The organism is Catellatospora vulcania (assembly GCF_009720385.1).
In the GTDB taxonomy this organism is placed as follows: domain Bacteria; phylum Actinomycetota; class Actinomycetes; order Mycobacteriales; family Micromonosporaceae; genus Catellatospora; species Catellatospora vulcania.
In genome coordinates, this window is sequence record NZ_ML769308.1 from 89,073 (window position 1) to 105,811 (window position 16,739).

The window sequence follows — 16,739 nt, forward strand, 5'->3', positions numbered from 1 at the left end:
GTGGAGAGTCGGGGAGGACTCGTGAGGAAGATCCTCGCCACTGCCGGCGTGGCCGTCACCGCGGTCGCGTTCGTGGCAGTGTCAGCAACCTCGGGCGCGGCAGCGCCCGATACGGCCGCGGCATCGCGCGCCGCGTCCGTCGGCGCCAATGCCGCGGACATCCGTTCGTCGGCGTCGGACGGTTACGCCGTCGACCGCGTCCGCAAGGACGCCAACGGCGCGACCCACACCAAGTACACCCGCACCTACCAGGGTCTGCGGGTCTACGGTGGCGACTTCGTCGTGCACACCAAGGCAGGCGGCGCCTACGCCGGCGTCTCCAACGGCCTGCTCGCGCCCATCTCCGTGGCGACCACCCCGAAGGTCACCGCGGCGAAGGCGCTGGAGACGGCCAAGGCCAACTTCGCCGGCACCATCACCTCCGAGCGGGGCTCGGAGCTGTTCGTCGACGCCAGCACCGGCCAGGGCCGGCTTGCCTGGGAGACCACGCTGCACGGCTGGCTGGCCGACGGCCAGACCCCGTCCAAGCTGCACGTCATCACCGACGCCCAGACCGGCGCGCTCATCGGCTCGTTCGACGAGATCGAGACGGTCACCGGCACCGGCAACGGCATCTACACGGGCAACGTCAGCATCGACACGACGCTGTCCGGCTCGACGTACCAGCTCATCGACCCGGTTCGCGGCAACGGCCGCACCTGCGACATGAACAACGGCACGTCGACCTGTACGACGTTCACCGACGCGGACAACGCGTGGGGCACCGGGGCCAACTCCAACCGGCAGTCGGCCGGTGTGGACGCGCACTTCGGCGCGGCCAAGACGTTCGACTACTTCAAGAACGTGCACGGCCGCAACGGCATCTTCGGCAACGGCGCGGGCGTGCCCAGCCGGGTCCACTACGGAAACGCGTACGTCAACGCGTTCTGGGACGGCGCGCAGATGACCTACGGCGACGGCTCGGGCAACAGCCGCCCGCTCGTCTCCATCGACGTCGCCGGCCACGAGATGAGCCACGGCGTCACCGAGGCCCTGGCGGGCCTGGTCTACTCGGGTGAGTCCGGCGGTCTGAACGAGGCCACCTCGGACATCTTCGGCAACATGGTCGAGTTCTACGCGGCCGCGCCGTCCGACCCGGGCGACTACCAGGTCGGTGAGAAGATCAACATCAACGGCAACGGGACCCCGCTGCGCTACATGTACAACCCGACCCTGGACGGCTCGTCGCACGGCTGCTGGTCGACCTCGACCAACAGCGTCGACGTGCACTACAGCTCGGGCCCGGGCAACCACTTCTTCTTCAACCTGGCCGAGGGCACCGGCGCCACGTCGTACGGCACCAGCCCGGTCTGCGGCTCGGCTCCGGCCGTCACCGGCATCGGCCGCGCCAAGGCTGAGAAGATCTGGTACCGCGCGCTGGACGTGTACTTCACCTCCAGCACCCGCTACGTGCTGACCAGCAACCCGGCCAACACGGCCCGCGCGTACACCCTGCGTGCCGCCACGGACCTCTACGGCACCTGCTCGGTCGAGTACAAGACCGTCCAGGCCGCCTGGACCGCGGTCAACGTGGCCGGCAGCGACACCGCCTGCCCCACCGGCAACGACTTCTCCCTCGCCGCGTCGCCGGCGTCGGGCTCGGTCAACCCCGGCAGCTCGGTCACCAGCACCATCGGCGCGACCCTGACCAACGGCAGCGCGCAGACCGTGAGCCTGTCGGCCAGCGGCCTGCCGAGCGGCGCGACCGCGTCGTTCAGCCCGACGTCGATCTCGTCGAACGGTGGCAGCTCCACGCTGACCATCGCCACCAGCGCGTCGACCCCCTCGGGCACGTACGCGGTGACCGTCACGGGCACGGGCGCCAGCTCGACCCGGACCACCACCTACAGCCTGACCGTGAACGGCGCGCCGGGCTGCTCGGGCACCAACCCGACCGACGTCACGATCCCGGACCTCACGACGGTGACCAGCACGATCACCATCGCGGGCTGTGCCCGTAACGCGTCGTCCACCAGCGCGGTCGCGGTCAACATCATCCACACCTACAAGGGTGACCTGGTCGTGGACCTCGTCGCGCCGGACGGATCGGTGTACAACCTGCACAACCGGTCCGGCGGCAGCGCCGACAACATCAACCAGACCTACACCGTCAACCTCTCCACCGAGGCTGCGAACGGCACCTGGACCCTGCGGGTCCGCGATGCCGCGAGCGCCGACACCGGGCGTATCGACACATGGTCGCTGACCCTCTGACCTGATCCTCCCCAGAAATGACGGAGGCGCCACCCGCACCCCTGGGTGGCGCCTCCGCCTACGTTCCGGCGGTCACGGGGCGGCATCGGCGCGGACCCGGGTGGCCGACAGCGCCCGGACCGGCGGCGGCGTCGGCTCGGCGGGCGAGGCGGCCCGCTCGGCGGCGCGGGCGATGTTGCGGGCCATGCCGCCGAAGATGAAGTGGTGGAACGGCGAGATGCACTGCCAGTACAGGTGGCCGAGCAGCCCTCGCGGGATGAAGACGGCCCGCTGGTCGTAGCGGCAGACGTGCGCCGGGCTCAGCAGGTCGGGATCCACCCGCAGCTCCAGCCAGGCGCGGCCGGGCAGCAGCATCTCCGCCCGCAGCCGCAGCAGCCGGCCGTGCTCGATCTCCTCGACCCGCCAGAAGTCCAGCGCCTCCCCGACGTAGATCTCCACCGGGTCCCGCCGGCCGCGGCGCAGCCCGACGCCGCCGATCACCCGGTCGAGCCAGCCACGCAGCACCCAGGCCAGGGGTGAGGAGTACCAGCCGGTCTCGCCGCCGATGCGGATGATGACGTTCCACAGCGCGTCCGGCGGCGCGTGCACCCGGCGGGTCTTGTGGTCGATGTACACGCTGCCGCCCGACCAGTCCGGGTCGGTGGGCAGCGGCTCGGCGGGCGCGCCCGTCCAGGTGGCGGTCGACCAGCGGGTCTCCACCTCGGCGTCGCGGATCTTCACCAGCGCCAGCTCGACGGCCTCGTCGAAGTCCTTGAGCCCTTCCGGCGGGTCGGGCACATAGCGCGCGATGTCGTGCTCGCGGCAGACCGCCTCGTGGATGAGGCTGGCGACCAGCGGTTTGGCGATCGCGCCGGGCACCGGCGTGACCAGGTTGACCCACTGCGAACTGAGCCAGGGGGTGAGCACGCCGACCGGCACGATCACGCGCGGGCGCAGCCCGGCGATGCGGGCATACCGGTCCATCATCTGGCGGTAGGTGAGCACGTCGGGGCCGCCGATGTCGAAGGAGCGGCTGACCTCGCCCGGCACGCCCGCCCAGGCGACCAGGTAGTGCAGCACGTCGCGGACGGCGATGGGCTGGATGCGGGTGCCGACCCAGCGCGGCGTCACCATGATCGGCAGGCGCTCGGTGAGGTAGCGCAGCATCTCGAACGACGCCGAGCCGGAGCCGATGATGACCGCGGCCCGCAGCGTCACGGTGGGCACGCCGGACGCGGCCAGCAGGGTCGCCACCTCGTCCCGGGAGCGCAGGTGGGCCGAGGCCGGCTCGCCGCCGGGCGTGGTGTGCGGCTCGGGGCCGCCGAGATAGACGATGCGCTTGACCCCGGCCTCGCGCGCAGCTTCGGCGAAGGTGTGCGCGGCACGGCGGTCGACGTCCTCGAATCCCGGTGACCCGAGCGAGTGGACCAGGTAGTAGGCCACGTGGATGCCGCGCAGTGCGTCGCGGGTGGCGTCGAGGTCCAGCACGTCCGCCTCGACGATCTCCGCGCCGCGGGCCCACGGCACGTCCCGCAGCCGCCCTGCCGACCTGGTCAGGCAGCGGACGTGGTGCCCGGCCTCGATCAGCCGCGGCGCGAGCCGCCCGCCGATGTACCCGGTGGCCCCGGTCACCAGCACCCGGACCTGCTGCCGACCTGCGGATCGCCGTGACATGCCCTGAATTCTACGAATCCGGCCTGCTCCGTGGGCCTTTGCGACGGATGCCGCGTCGATTGCGGTCCTGCTAGCCGGACAAACCGGGCGCTCGTGGGGGATAACTTCCGTGCGCGGCCCACAACCCAGAAGTTGTAGCTACAACTTCTGGGTTGTGGCCCGCGTGAGGATGTCGCCCTCCGTGGGCAGGCGGCCCGACCCCGGACAGCCCGCGAGCCACGCATTCCTGGCCACGCGTCCGGGCGCGGGCCAGCCGGCAGCTCACCCCGCCTTCCGCAGGCGGTGGGCCCGGTCCTGGTCGGCCGACCGCGAGGTCGCCATCCGCAGGCGGTGGGCTAGGTCCTGGTCGGCTGACCGCGAGTTCATGCCGCCTGGGGTGCGGCCGTAGTGGCGTCCACGTGCTGTGCCGCGCGGGCGAGGGTGGCCACGACCGCCAACTGCAGCGCCAGCTCGCCGGCATTGCCGATCCAGAAGTGGGCGGCGCCGGCTGCCGCGGCGGCGAACATGGCGACCGCGCCCAGGCACAGCCAGGGCCACCGCGCGGCGCGCCAGGTCAGCGCGCCGATGGCGATGACCAGCAGGATCGTGAGGATGGCGGGGATCGGCGGACCGGCGGCAGCCGCGTTGACGTAGCGCAGGGTGTCGGCGTACTCGCGCTGTTCCAGGCGCAGCGCGAGGATGTCGCCCGCGACACCGAGCGCGACCAGCGCCGCGACGAGCGCGATACCGGCCAGGCGCACGGCGCGCCGGGTCATCAGGGTCACGCCGAGCCGGGCGGCCAGCGCCGCACCGGCGATGACGAGCAGCGGTGTCAGCAGCGCGTGGATCCAGTACCGCGGGGCGTTCACGGCCTCCAGTTGCGGGCCGAAACCGAGCAGCCGTCCGATCGCGACCGCGCCGTTGTCGTAGGCGAGGCCCACGCAGATCACCGCGATCAGGACGGCGGCGGGCCCTGCGGCACCTCTCGTACGGGCCGCGACGACGGCCAGGATCAGCAGGCACACCGCGATCGCCGACAACAGCACTGAGATCATCTGGGCCGCCCTGGTGTTTCGTAGATGGGAACACCGTTTCGTCAGTGGGAAAGCTAAACCTCGCTGCCCTGCTGGCGCAAGGGTTTCCCGGGGCCATCGGTAAACATCTCCGGTCGGACGGTTGACAAGCCGGGTCGGCGCTGACTTCATTGACGTATCGCTGGCGAGAACGTTGTTTCGTCTAGCGAAACAGAGAGAGAAGGGAGGTTCCATGCGAAGTAAGTGGGCGGTCGTCACCAGCAGCATCGCTGTCGTCGCCGCGCTGGGTCTGATCGAGGCCCCGGCACAGGCGTACGGACCGACAGCGAATTCGCTGGGCTGCCGGCTCTACTTCGGCGACACGGGCACCGGCTCGTCACCGACCACCTGGAGCGACACGTTCGGGCTGACCCTGTCACCGGCCACGCCGGCACCGGGCCAGACCGTCACCGTGACGCTCACGGCCGCCGCCGGACCGCTCAACGGGCCCGCCCCGTTGGTCGCCGGTGACGTCCCGGTGGTCGCCACGGTGGCGCTCGGCGGCTCGCAGTCGGGCACGGTCACGCTGAACCTGGCGCCGTACCCGACGTCGGCCAAGGATCCGTACACGCCGCTCGGCGCGATCACGGCGACGGGCACCTTCGTCGCCGGGCCGGCCGGCGCGGCCAGCGCCACGGTGACGCGGGTGAAATTCGCCAACACCACCGCGGCGACGTACTGCTCCAACGCCGGGGACCGCGACCACAAGGCCGCACCCCAGGCCAGCACCATCGTCGAAGCGTTCAGCGTGTTCGACGGCTCGGCCACCGTGACCGCGGTGTCCGGGCAGACCGTCACCACGCACGCCCGCGCCGGCAACACCGTCACCTTCGCGGTGGCGGGCCTGGCGCCCGGCGCGACGCTCACCGCCTCCATCAAGGACGGCGCGGGCGCGGGCACGGGCGAAGGCGCCGGCACGGGCAGCACCGACGGATCGGGAGCCGGGACGGGCACCATCGCCGTGCCGGCCGGCGCCACCACCGGGGTCCGCAGCATCGCGGTCTCCGACGGCGTCAACACCGTCCTCGCGCCGATCACCATCCTGGGCACCCCGAGCGTCTCCATCAATCCCGGTGGCGGCGGCGCGGGCACCTCGGTCGCGGTGACCGGAACGAACTGGAACCCGGGCAGCACGGTGGCCATCCGCGGCTACCAGGCGCTGGCCGGACCCCCGCCGCCGAACCCGACCGGGGACGCACCCGTGACCATCACGGCCTCGGCCGCCGGCGGCATCAGCACGACCTACACCGTCAACGACCCCGCGACCGCGTACCTCGGCGCGTCGTCGGGCGTGGGCCCCGGCACTCTCTTCGCCATCGCGAACTGGGCGGCCTCGGCCGACGCCTGCGTCGCGAAGACCGGCGCGGCGACCACCGGGACCTGCTCGCTGACGTACAACCTGTCGCAGACCGTCACCGCGGGCAACCTCGCGATGGCCCGCGCGGCGGGCAGCGGCAACATCACGCTGTCGGGCGTCACGCTCGACGGCACGGTCCACACCAGCACCGGATCGCTGCCGGTCATCACGGTGACGGACTACCGCGGCAGCACCTTCGGCTGGAGCCTGGTCGGCACGCTCACCGACTTCACCGGCACCCCCGGCGGCACCATCCCGAAGGCGAACCTGTCCTGGACCCCCGCCTGCGCCGGCACCGCCGGCGCGACCAACGCCGCCACGGCGGCAGCGGGCTCGGCGGGCCCGGTGAACGGCGCCACGCTGTGCTCGGCTCCGGCCGACGCGGCGGGCACCGGCGGCAGCTTCGACGCCTCCGCGGCGCTCGCCCTGACCGTGCCCGCGCACCAGCAGGCCGGTTCGTACACCGCGACGCTCACGATCACGCTGAGCTGAGCGGGAACCGGTGGGGGCGGGCGCTATCCGTCCCCACCGGCCCCTGTATCCCACCACCCGGGGAGAGGCTGATGGCCAACTGGTCGCGTACGGCCGCGGTGGCGCTCGCCGCCGCACTGCTCGCCGTCACGGCGCCGGTCGGCGCCCACGCCGCGGGCAACGGGCGCTGGGCGGTCACCCCCACCCCGCCCGACAAGCCCGGCCCCGCCCCGCGGCAGTACTTCTTCCTGGAGTCGCCGCCCGGCCGCACCGTCATCGACTCGGTGCGTGTGGCGAACCTGACCGACCGCCCGATGACCCTGCGCCTGTACGGCGCGGACGCCTTCAACACCAGCGCCGACGGCGGGTTCGGGCTGCGCCCGCAGAGCGATCGGCAGCAGGGCATCGGCGCGTGGACGCAGCTCGGCCTGGCCGAGGTCGTCGTGCCCGCCAAGCGGCAGACCGACATCCCGTTCACCGTCACCGTCCCGGCCAACGCCCCGCCCGGCGACCACGTCGGCGGCGTGGTCGCCGCCGAGTCCACGCCGAGCGGCCAGCTCGCCGAGGGCGGCATGACGGTAGGCGTCACCCACGCCGTGGCGGCCCGGGTATACCTGCGCGTCAGCGGCCCGACCGTGCCCGGCCTGGCCGTCGAGGACCTGTCCGCCGACTCCGGTGGGCTGACCTACACGCTGGCCAACACGGGCAACATCCACCTGGTGCCCGCGATCACGGTGACCTCGTCCGGCCTGTTCGGACACACCGTCTCGGCCGCCGGACCCGGTTCGCAGCTCGACCTGGTGCCCGGCGCGCGCACCCGCCTGCGGGCGGCGCTGCGCGGCACCTGGCCGGTCGACGTCGTCACCACCACGGTCACCGTGACCGCCGAGGGCGGCGTGGGCGCCACCGGCTCCACGACGACCGTCACCGGCGTACTGCCCGCCCTCGCCGTGCTCGCCCTGCTGGCCGCCGTGGCGTTCCTGCTGGTCCGGCGTCGCCGCCGCGCCCACCGTCTGCGCCCGCGAGGCCTGACATGAGCCGCCCGGTCACGCCGCACGTGATCGACGGAAGCAGCTCCGATGTGAATCTTGTGCAGTTCGTGTCGCTCCAACGACACCAACTGCACAAGATCCGGGCGACCTCCACCGCGACGACGACGCGGCCCCGGGACATCGGTCCGTCGGCCGCGACCGGATGGGGGACCGCCGTGCCGGTGCCGGTGCCGGTGACTGCGGGGGTGCGCCGTCGCCTGACCGCCGGCGTGCTGGCGACGCTCGCGATGCTGGCCCTGCTCACGATGCCGGTTCCCGCGCATGCCGACGGGTGGAGCGTGACGCTGTCCGCCCCAAAGGCCCGGCCCGGCGACACCGTACGCGTCACCGGCGCGAACTGGCCCGCCGGACGCCTGGTGCAGCTGATCACCTGTGGTGAGCTGGCGCTGGGCGGCTCGTCCTCGTGCGACATGCGGGGTGCGCTGGCGACCGCGGTGAAACCGGACGGCACGTTTTCCGTCGTGCTGACCGTCGGCGAGCCGCCCCGGCCCTGCCCGTGCGTGGTGCACGCGGCCGCGGTGGGCGCCGGCGAGAGCGGTCATGTGGACACGCCCCTGGAGGTGTCCGGGCACCCGACCGGTCCCGTGCCGGTTCCGGAGCGCACCCAGGCCAAGCTCGAGGTGGTCGAGGCCCGGCTCAGCGGCGGCGGGTCGGTCTCGGCCTGGTTCGGCGGCCCGCAGCACCGCACCCTGGTCTACACCGTGCGCAACGCGGGTCCGTCGGTGCTGACCGGTGCGCCGCTGACGGTGCGCGTCGGCAACGGGGCCGACGCCGTGCCCACCCCGCCCACCGGCGAGCTGCGCCCCGGCGAGACCCGCACCTACGAGGTCGCGGTCACCATCCCGTTCGCGGCTTTCGGGGCGTATCCGGTCACCGCCGAGCTGGGTGGCCTCGGGCAGGCCAAGGCGGTGCACCAGGCGTACCCGTGGGGGCTGGTGCTGCTCAACGTCGTCGGGTTGGCGCTGATCGGGTTCGGGGTGGTGCGGCTGGTGCGCCGCCGCCGGGCCCGTGCCGCCGGTCCGGCGCTCGCCGTGGACGGGCCGATGCTGCTGCCCGCCGTGGTGCGGGTGCCCGACCTGGGGGCGTACCTCGTCTTCGACGACGCGCCCGGCGCGGGCCGCATGCGCCGCCTCGCGGGCGGGCAGCTGGCCCCCGACGAGGTGCGCCGCCTGCTGGAACGCGAGCCGCAGCAGCCGGCCGCGGTCGTCGACCTCCGGGCGCTCGACGCCTACCTTGCCACTCGCGAAAGAGGGTGACCCGTGGACAGATCGACGGCGCTGCGCGCCGCGGCCGCGGCGGTGGTGGCGGCGGTGGCGTTCACCGGCTGCTCGGCCGTCATGCCCGGCGCGCTCGACCAGGGGCCGCCGGTGACGCTGACCGGGACCGGGCCCGGCGTCACCGACAGCACCGTGAAGGTGGTCTTCGTCGGCGTCGACCTGGGCACCACCGGCAGCAGCCTCGGCTTCCGCACCGCCGACGCGGGCGACCTGCCCGCACAGGTCAAAGCCCTCGAAGAGCACGTCAACAGCAATGGCGGCATCGCCGGTCGGCGGCTGCAGGCCGTGTTCCGCTCGTACGAGGCCAGCAACGACTCCCCGGCCGCCGAGGAGAAGCTGTGCAACCAGATCACCCAGGACGACAAGGCGTTCGCCGTCGTGCTGACCGGGCAGTTCCAGTCCAACGCGCGGCCCTGCTACGCCTCGCGCGGCACGCTGATGCTGGATGCGACCCTGGTCCCCAACGACGACGCCACGTACACACGTCTGTCGCCGTACCTGTGGTCGGCCAGCTACCCGGGCTATGACGAGTTCGTCAGGGCGCTGCTGGGCTCGCTGCACGGCGAGGGCTTCTTCACCGAAGCCGACGCGGTCGGCGTGGTCGCCGCGGACACCCCGGTCAACCACGCCGTCTACGACCGGCTCGCCGAGCCGGAGCTGCGCAAGCTCGGCGTCGCGCCGACCGTCGCCTGGGTCGACACCACCGACCTCGGCACCCTGAACGCCGGACTCAACCAGGCCGTCGTCGACTTCCGCAGCAAGGGCATCGGCCGGGTGATGTTCCTCGGCGGGGCGCGGCTGGCGTCGTTCTTCCTGACCACGGCCGCCGCGCAGAGCTACACGGCACGGTACGCGGTGTCCAGTTTCGACAATCCGGCGTTCCTGGTGAACAACCCGGGCACCATCCCGGTCGCGGCGCTGGACGGCATGGTCGGGATCGGCTTCAACCCGAGCCAGGACGTGCCCGACAGCAAGCTCGCCTTTCCCGAGGGCGAGGCCGAGCGGGCCTGCCTGGACATCTTCGCCAAGGGCGGGCAGAGCTTCAAGACGAGGGAGAACGCCCGCGTCGCGTTCACCTACTGCGACGCAGCCCTGCTGCTGCACGCCGCCGCGAAGGACCTCGGCGCGAACCTGAACGCGGCCGCGTTCGCGCAGGCGGCGTCGGCGCTGGGGGACCGGTTCACCCCGGCGGCGGGCACCCGTGGGCTGCTGGGCGGGGACCGGCGCGCGGCGGGCAACGGCTACCGGGTGCTGGCGTACGACACGGGTTGTTCGTGCTTCGGCTATCGGGGCGAGGAGGTGCGCTTTGCCGGCTGACGCGCTCTCGGCGACCGGGATCGACTGCTCCTACGGCCCGGTGCAGGTGCTGTTCGGGGTCGAGCTGCGGGTCGCGCCCGGCGAGATGGTGGGTCTGTGCGGCCCCAACGGGGTCGGCAAGTCCACCCTGCTGCGGGTGCTGTCGGGCCTGCACCGGCCGACGGCGGGCCGGGTCGAGCTGTTCGGCGCGGACGTCACCGGCGTCTCGGCGGTGCGGCGGGTGCGGCTCGGTTTGTCCACCGTCGTGGGCCAGGCCGCGTTCGGCTCGCTGTCGGTGCTGGACAACCTGCGCCTGCACGGGTACGCCATGCCGCCCGCCCAGGTCCGCGAAGCCGTCGACGCCGCCCTGTCCGTGTTCCCGCGCCTGGCGCAGCGGGCTCACCAGCCCGCCTCGACCCTGTCCGGCGGCGAGCGGCAGATGCTGGTGCTCGCCAAGGCGCTGATCCAGCGCCCGCGCGTGCTGCTCGTCGACGAGCTGTCGCTCGGCCTGGCCCCGATCGTGGTCGGCGGCCTGCTGGAGATGCTGCGGCGGCTGAACGCGACCGGCGTGTCCGTGCTGGTCGTCGAGCAGTCCGTGAACGTGGCCCTGTCGCTGGTCGACCGGATCTGCTTCATGGAACGCGGCGTCATCGCCGCCGAGCACCGCCCGCAGGACCTGGCCGCCCGGCCGGAGCTGGTGCGCTCGCTGATGCTGGGCGGACACGCATGATCGACCCGATCGTCCTCGGCCTGTTCACCGGCCTCACCTACGGGCTGCTCGCGGTGGGCCTGGTGCTGGTGTACCGGTCCAGCCGCTTCCTCAACTTCGCCCACGGCTCCGTCGGCGTCTTCGGCGCGGCGGTGCTCAGCCGGCTCGTAACCGGTGCCGCAGTGCCGTACTGGGTGGCGTTCCCGCTGGCCATGGCCGTCGCCGGGGGCGTCTCGGCGCTGATCGAGGTCGCCGTCGTACGGCGGCTGCGTGGCCGGCCCGGGGTCACCGGGATGGTCGCCACGCTGGGGCTGTCGCAGTTCGTGCTGATCCTCGCCCTGCTGGTGAGCAGCCAGGGGCTGAACGGCCTGACCTTCCCGAAGCCGCCCGGCCTGCCGTCGTTCACGCTCGGGCGCACCCCGATCGGGCCCGCGTTCACGGCGATGGCGCTGCTGGCGCCGCTGCTGCTCGGCGGGCTGGCGCTGTTCCTGCGGCGCAGCCGGTTCGGCCTGGCGGTCCGCGCCGGTGCGGACGCGCCGGACACCGCACAGCTCAACGGCATCCCGGCGGCGCGCATGACCACCCTCGCCTGGGCGCTGGCCGGGGCCGTCGCCGCGTTCTCGGCGATCCTGGTCACCCCCACCCAGGGCGCGCAGTCCATCGACACCCTCGGACCGGAACTGCTGCTGCGCGGCCTGGCCGGGGCGGTGGCCGCGCGCATGGCCTCGCTGCCGATCGCGTTCGCGGCCTGCCTGGCCGTCGGCGTCGGCGAGCAGGTGCTGCTGTCGACAGGCGCGGGCCGCGGCGGGGTGTCCCTGGCGCTGGCGCTGTTCATCCTGGTCGCGTTGCTGGTCCAGCCGCAGCTCGGCCGCCGCGACGGAGAGCAGGCGCGCTGGCCGCGCGCGGTGCCCGCCCCCGCGTCCCGGGCCGGGCGGGTCACCGCGGGAGCGGCCCTGCTGCTGGCGGCCGCAGCGGCGTACGTCGTCACCAACGAGACCGCCTCGGCGCTGACCACCGTGGCCGGGTTCGCCGTCGTCGGTCTGTCCGTGCTGCTGGTCACCGGCCTGGCCGGGGAGCTGTCGCTGGGACAGTTCGCCTTCGCGGGCATCGGCGCGGCCGTGTCGCTGCACGTGGCGGCGGCGACCGGGAACTTCTTCACCGGCGCGGTGGCCGGCTGCGCGGCCGCCGCCGCCTCGGCCGTGCTGGTGGGCCTGCCCGCGCTGCGCCTGCGCGGCATCGCGCTGGCCGCCACGACACTGGCGTTCGCGCTCGCCGCCGAGGCGTGGCTGCTGCGGCTGCCGTGGCTGCTCGGCGACGGGGTGAGCGCCGCCAAACCCGTCTGGACCGGATACGCCCTGGTGCTGGCGAAGGACTACTACCTGTTCGCGCTGCTGATGCTGGTGCTCGCGCTGTGGCTGGCGCACCGGCTGCGGGCCGGCGGCTTCGGCCGGGTGGTGCTGGCACTGCGCGACAACGAGGACGCGGCCCGCGCGCTGGGCGTGCCCGCGCCGCGCCGCAAACTCCAGGTGTACGCCGCCGCGGGCGCGCTCGCCGGGCTCGGCGGTGTCGTCATCGGACACGGCCAGACCCAGGTCACCGTGAACAGCTTCCCGGCGGCTGCCGGGATCGACGTGGTCGCGCTGACCGTGGTCGGCGGCCTCGGCCTGCTCGGCGGCTCGGTTCTCGGCGCGCTGTTGCTGGTCGGCCTGCCCGGCCTGGTGGAACTCGGCATCTTCGGCCAGGCCGCGCTGACCCTCGGCTGGCTGCTCGTCGTCGTGGTCATGCCGGGCGGCCTCGGGGAACCGCTGGCCCGGCTGGTGCGAAGGTTGCCCGGCGGGCGGGAGCGGCCGTCCCGCGTGGGCGGGGCGCGGCCAGGCGGGCTGGGCGAGCCGCTATTCCGGCTGGTCGGGCGCTTGCCTGGTGGCCGGGGGCGCCGGGCTGGCCGGTCGGGGACCTCGGTGGAAGGCGATGATCGCCGTCTCGTGTCGGAATCTGTGGTCTCACCCGAGGTTTTGACACGAAACAGCGATCATGGAACCGAGCCGTCGGTGGCTGCGGAGACGCCGCGTGCCGTGACGTTGCCGCGGCGGAGGTTGCCGCTGGTGGCGGGGCCAGGGGCGTTGCTGGAGGCGCGGGGGGTGGCGCGGGCGTTCGGCGGGGTGCAGGCCGTCGGCGGGGTCGACCTCACGGTCGCGGCCGGCGAGGTCGTCGGGATCATCGGCCCGAACGGGGCCGGTAAGACCACGCTGTTCGAGATCCTGGCCGGGTTCACCCGCCCTGACAAGGGGCAGGTCGCCTTCGCCGGGCGGGACGTGACCGCGCTGAGCCCGCAGCGGCGGGCCGGGCTGGGGCTGGTGCGCTCGTTCCAGGACGCCAGGCTGTTCCCGACGCTGACCGTACGCGAATCGCTGCTGGTCGCGGGGGAGCGCCTCGCGCCGACCGGCCTGCTGACCGCCGCGCTGGGCGGCCGCGGCCCGCAACGCCGGCAGGAGGCGCTGGCCGCGAACCTGCTCGACTTGTTCGGGCTCGCCGCGTACGCCGACCGCCAGGTCGGCGAGCTGTCCACCGGCACCCGCCGCACCGTCGAGCTGGCCTGCCTGCTCGCGCTGGAGCCGTCCCTGCTGCTGCTCGACGAGCCGTCGTCGGGCGTCTCGCAGGCCGACGGGGTGGCGCTGGCCGACCTGCTGTCCCGCGTCAACCGCGAGCTGGGTGTGGCGCTGCTGGTCATCGAGCACGACCTGCCGCTGCTGTCCCGGCTCGCGGTGCGGATGGTCGCCATGGACTCCGGCCGGGTCATCGCCGACGGCACGCCCGATCAGGTCCGGGCCCATCCCGCCGTCGTCGCCGCGTACCTCGGCACCGATGCCGCCGCGGTGCACCGTTCCGGTGCTCCCGTCTGAAGGAGGTTCCCATGTGGAAAGCACGTGCGGTCGCGGTCCTCGCCGTCCTGGCGGTGTCCGTGCCGATGATCGCGTCACCGGTCGCCGCGAAGCCGGTGCTGACGCTGAGCAAGTCCAGCGGCCTGAGCGACGGCGCGTCGATCACGGTCAACGGCTCGGGGTTCACCGCGAACCTCAAGCAGATCGCGATCGGGCAGTGCATCGCCGAGGTGAAGGGCCCGACCGACTGCAATCTCGCGGGCGGGGCGCAGTTCGTCAACGCCGACGCCAGCGGGAAGATCCCCACGGTGACGCTGCGGGTGGCGAAGAAGTTCGGCTCGTTCGACTGCACCAAGCGCCAGTGCGTGATCGCGGCGCAGATCCTGCCGTCGTCGGCTTCGGACGCGATCGTGAAGGCCAACGCCACCAGTACGAAGATCTCGTTCGGCAGCTCCGGGGGCAGCTCGCCCGCGCCGCAGACCTCGCCGGGCGGCACGCTGGCCAAGACCGGGCCGGGTGACGAGCACTGGGTGATCGTGCTGGCGGGCACCGCGCTGCTGCTGCCCGGCGTCGGCTTCCTGCTGCTCATGCCGCGCCGCCGCCGGGCAGTGGCGGGCTGAGCTTCGCGCGGATGCCGATGCGAAAGGGGCGGGAGCCGTCAGATGCGACGGCTCCCGCCCCTCGTCTCGGGGTGGTCGTGCGGTCAGCTCGCGTAGGTCTCGAACTCGGCGACCTTCGGCGTGGCAGTCGAGCTGGTGATCCGGAGGGTCACCTTCGTGGTCGAGGTGGCGGTGAAGGTGATCGTGCCCGAGCCGCTGCCCGACTTCAGCACGGCGCCGGTGGCGCCGTTGAGGAGCTGCCAGGATCCGATGCCGGAACCGGACGCCTCACGGATGACGACGCGGGACACCGACTTCGCGGAACTCCACTTGACCGAGATGTCGCCGGTCGCGCCGGACGGCGACCAGAACGTGGTCAGGCTGCCGTCCTTCACGTTGCCGTAGCTCGTGCCGCCGCCCTTGCTGGAGCCGTCGGCGCCGGCGTCGGAGGCGAGGCTGAGGTTGGTGCCGCTGGGCTGCGACGGGCTGGTGCTCGGCGAGGCCGACGGCTGCGGCGACGGGCTGCTGCTCGCCGACGCGGACGGGCGCGGCGACGGGCTGTTGCTCGGGCCCGCCGACGGCGACACCGGCGTGCAGCTGCCGTTGGAGACCTGCAGGCCCTTGTTCGCGCCCGCCGTCGCGGCGACGACGCTGGGCACGCAGCTCGCCGCGTCCAGGGTGTAGGAGTAGGGGATGCTGACGGTCGTGTTGGACACCGGGTTGGGACCGGCGGGCCGGTTGTCGGTGCCCGGGGCCGACCAGGTCACGTTGTCGAAGATGTTGCCGGCGACCTGCCAGGAGCCCAGCTCGCTGGTGTAGAACGTGCCCAGCACGTCCTTGGAGTCCTTGAAGTAGTTGTTGTCCACCTTGGCCTTCGCGCCGGCCCGGGAGTTGATGCCCGACTCGTGCAGGTTCACGTAGTGGTTGTTGTAGATGTGCGCGATGCCGCCGCGCAGCAGCGGCGTACGCGAGTCGATGTTGCTGTACAGGTTGTGGTGGAACGTGATGAAGCTGTTGCCGGTGTCGCTCTCGCTGGAGCCGATGAGGCCGCCGCGGCCGGAGTTGCGCAGCGTGCTGTAGGACAGCGTCACGTACTCGACGTCGTCCTTCATGTCGAAGAGGCCGTCGAAGCCCTCCGCCTCGCCGCCCGAGGCCTCCAGGTTGACGTGGTCGACCCAGATGTTGCGGACGGTGCTCTCCATGCCGATGGCGTCGCCGCCGTTGGACAGGGGCGAGCCCGACTTCTTGACGTTCCGGACGGTCACGTTCTGGATGATGATGTTGCTGGAGTCCCGGATGTGGATGCCCAGCTGGTCGAAGATCGCGCCACCGCCGACCCCGATGATCGTGACGTTGCTGATCTCCTTGAGCTCGATCTTGTCAGCCGCGGTGTTGCAGCTGGAGCCCGACACCTTGGTGGTGTTGCCGTGGTTGATGGTCCCGGAGACCTGGATGATGATCGGGGTGCTGCTGCTGGCCCGGTTGCACAGTGCCGTGTGGATGGCCGTGCCCGTGGAGGCCTGCACTGTCGCGCCGCCCGCGCCGCCGGTGGTCCCGCCGTTCTGGGTCGCGAACCCGGTGACACCGCCGGTCGCCGCCGACGCCTGGGGCGCCTGCAGCGCCACGCCGACCGCGGCCACGACGGCCGTGCTGGCAAGTGCGGCCGGGAGCCGCCATCCGACTGGTCGTTTCATCTTCGTCTCGCTTTCGTCTTCGCCCGCGGATCACGCCGCGGATGGACGGGTCGACGCGGCGGGCCGGCGTGGCTGTAGGGCCTGTCGCCTGTCGCCGGGCAGGTCGCGGATCGACCCGGAACGGGTGCTCTGCTCGGTATGGACCTGGTCTGCGGTGCCGCCGAGGCCTGGATCGGGCCGTCTGGGCCGTCAGCGGCTGCGCTCGCGCCGGATCGTCGGGGTCGTGGGTCCGCGCCGGATCCGCCCGATCGGTAACGGCCGGCGTCAGTGCCCACGCGCCCCGGTCACGATCGGCGGGAGGCCCGTTCCGCCGATGTTTCGGGAAAGCGCATTCCCTAACAAGGTGCAGTCCGGACGAGACGAAGTCAATGGATCACCGTGTGCAGGATTGTTGCAGCGCCTGATACTTGCGGCAGCCGGTGAGCCATTGACGGGCGTCGGCGGGCG

The 16,739-nt window shown here is 72.7% G+C and carries 11 protein-coding genes; 8 read left to right on the forward strand and 3 right to left on the reverse strand.

From position 1 onward, the window contains the following. Window positions 1–21 precede the first annotated feature (21 nt). Complete coding sequence (locus F6W97_RS16300; RefSeq protein WP_155371187.1) at window positions 22–2,253, forward strand: M4 family metallopeptidase; 2,232 nt, start codon at window positions 22–24, stop codon at window positions 2,251–2,253. A 72-nt stretch (window positions 2,254–2,325) separates the two neighbouring features. On the opposite strand, the gene F6W97_RS16305 is transcribed toward F6W97_RS16300, so the two are convergent. Both F6W97_RS16305 and F6W97_RS16310 read right to left on the reverse strand, forming a co-directional pair. Next, on the reverse strand, window positions 2,326–3,906 hold the full coding sequence (locus F6W97_RS16305) for an SDR family oxidoreductase (protein WP_155371188.1): 1,581 nt from the start codon (window positions 3,904–3,906) through the stop codon (window positions 2,326–2,328). 362 nt (window positions 3,907–4,268) lie between these two features. Next, entirely contained in the window at window positions 4,269–4,940 is a 672-nt protein-coding gene (locus tag F6W97_RS16310) for a hypothetical protein (protein ID WP_155371189.1), read from the reverse strand. Between the two features lie 211 nt (window positions 4,941–5,151). On the opposite strand from F6W97_RS16310, the gene F6W97_RS16315 reads away from it, so the two are divergent. The 7 genes from F6W97_RS16315 to F6W97_RS16345 all read left to right on the forward strand — a co-directional run bounded on the left by F6W97_RS16315 (window position 5,152) and on the right by F6W97_RS16345 (window position 14,619). Then, complete coding sequence (locus F6W97_RS16315) at window positions 5,152–6,807, forward strand: WxL domain-containing protein (protein WP_155371190.1); 1,656 nt, start codon at window positions 5,152–5,154, stop codon at window positions 6,805–6,807. A 71-nt stretch (window positions 6,808–6,878) separates the two neighbouring features. After that, the gene (locus F6W97_RS16320) at window positions 6,879–7,823 is read left to right on the forward strand and encodes a WxL protein peptidoglycan domain-containing protein (protein ID WP_155371191.1); all 945 of its coding nucleotides are present in this window, start codon (window positions 6,879–6,881) and stop codon (window positions 7,821–7,823) included. A gap of 62 nt (window positions 7,824–7,885) precedes the next feature. After that, window positions 7,886–9,094, forward strand: a complete 1,209-nt coding sequence (locus F6W97_RS16325; protein ID WP_155371192.1) for a hypothetical protein — start codon at window positions 7,886–7,888, stop codon at window positions 9,092–9,094. A gap of 3 nt (window positions 9,095–9,097) precedes the next feature. After that, complete coding sequence (locus F6W97_RS16330; RefSeq protein WP_155371193.1) at window positions 9,098–10,432, forward strand: type 1 periplasmic-binding domain-containing protein; 1,335 nt, start codon at window positions 9,098–9,100, stop codon at window positions 10,430–10,432. Further along, entirely contained in the window at window positions 10,422–11,141 is a 720-nt protein-coding gene (locus tag F6W97_RS16335) for an ABC transporter ATP-binding protein (RefSeq protein WP_155371194.1), read from the forward strand. The genes F6W97_RS16330 and F6W97_RS16335 overlap by 11 nt, the downstream gene beginning before the upstream one ends. Then, window positions 11,138–14,020, forward strand: coding sequence for an ABC transporter permease subunit (locus tag F6W97_RS16340; RefSeq protein WP_155371195.1), 2,883 nt, complete (start codon window positions 11,138–11,140; stop codon window positions 14,018–14,020). Before F6W97_RS16335 ends, F6W97_RS16340 begins: the two co-directional genes overlap by 4 nt. 11 nt (window positions 14,021–14,031) lie before the next feature. After that, on the forward strand, window positions 14,032–14,619 hold the full coding sequence (locus tag F6W97_RS16345; RefSeq protein ID WP_155371196.1) for a neocarzinostatin apoprotein domain-containing protein: 588 nt from the start codon (window positions 14,032–14,034) through the stop codon (window positions 14,617–14,619). An 83-nt stretch (window positions 14,620–14,702) separates the two neighbouring features. On the opposite strand, the gene F6W97_RS16350 is transcribed toward F6W97_RS16345, so the two are convergent. Next, window positions 14,703–16,292, reverse strand: a complete 1,590-nt coding sequence (locus F6W97_RS16350) for a pectate lyase family protein (RefSeq protein ID WP_155371197.1) — start codon at window positions 16,290–16,292, stop codon at window positions 14,703–14,705. Between the last annotated feature and the right edge of the window lie 447 nt (window positions 16,293–16,739).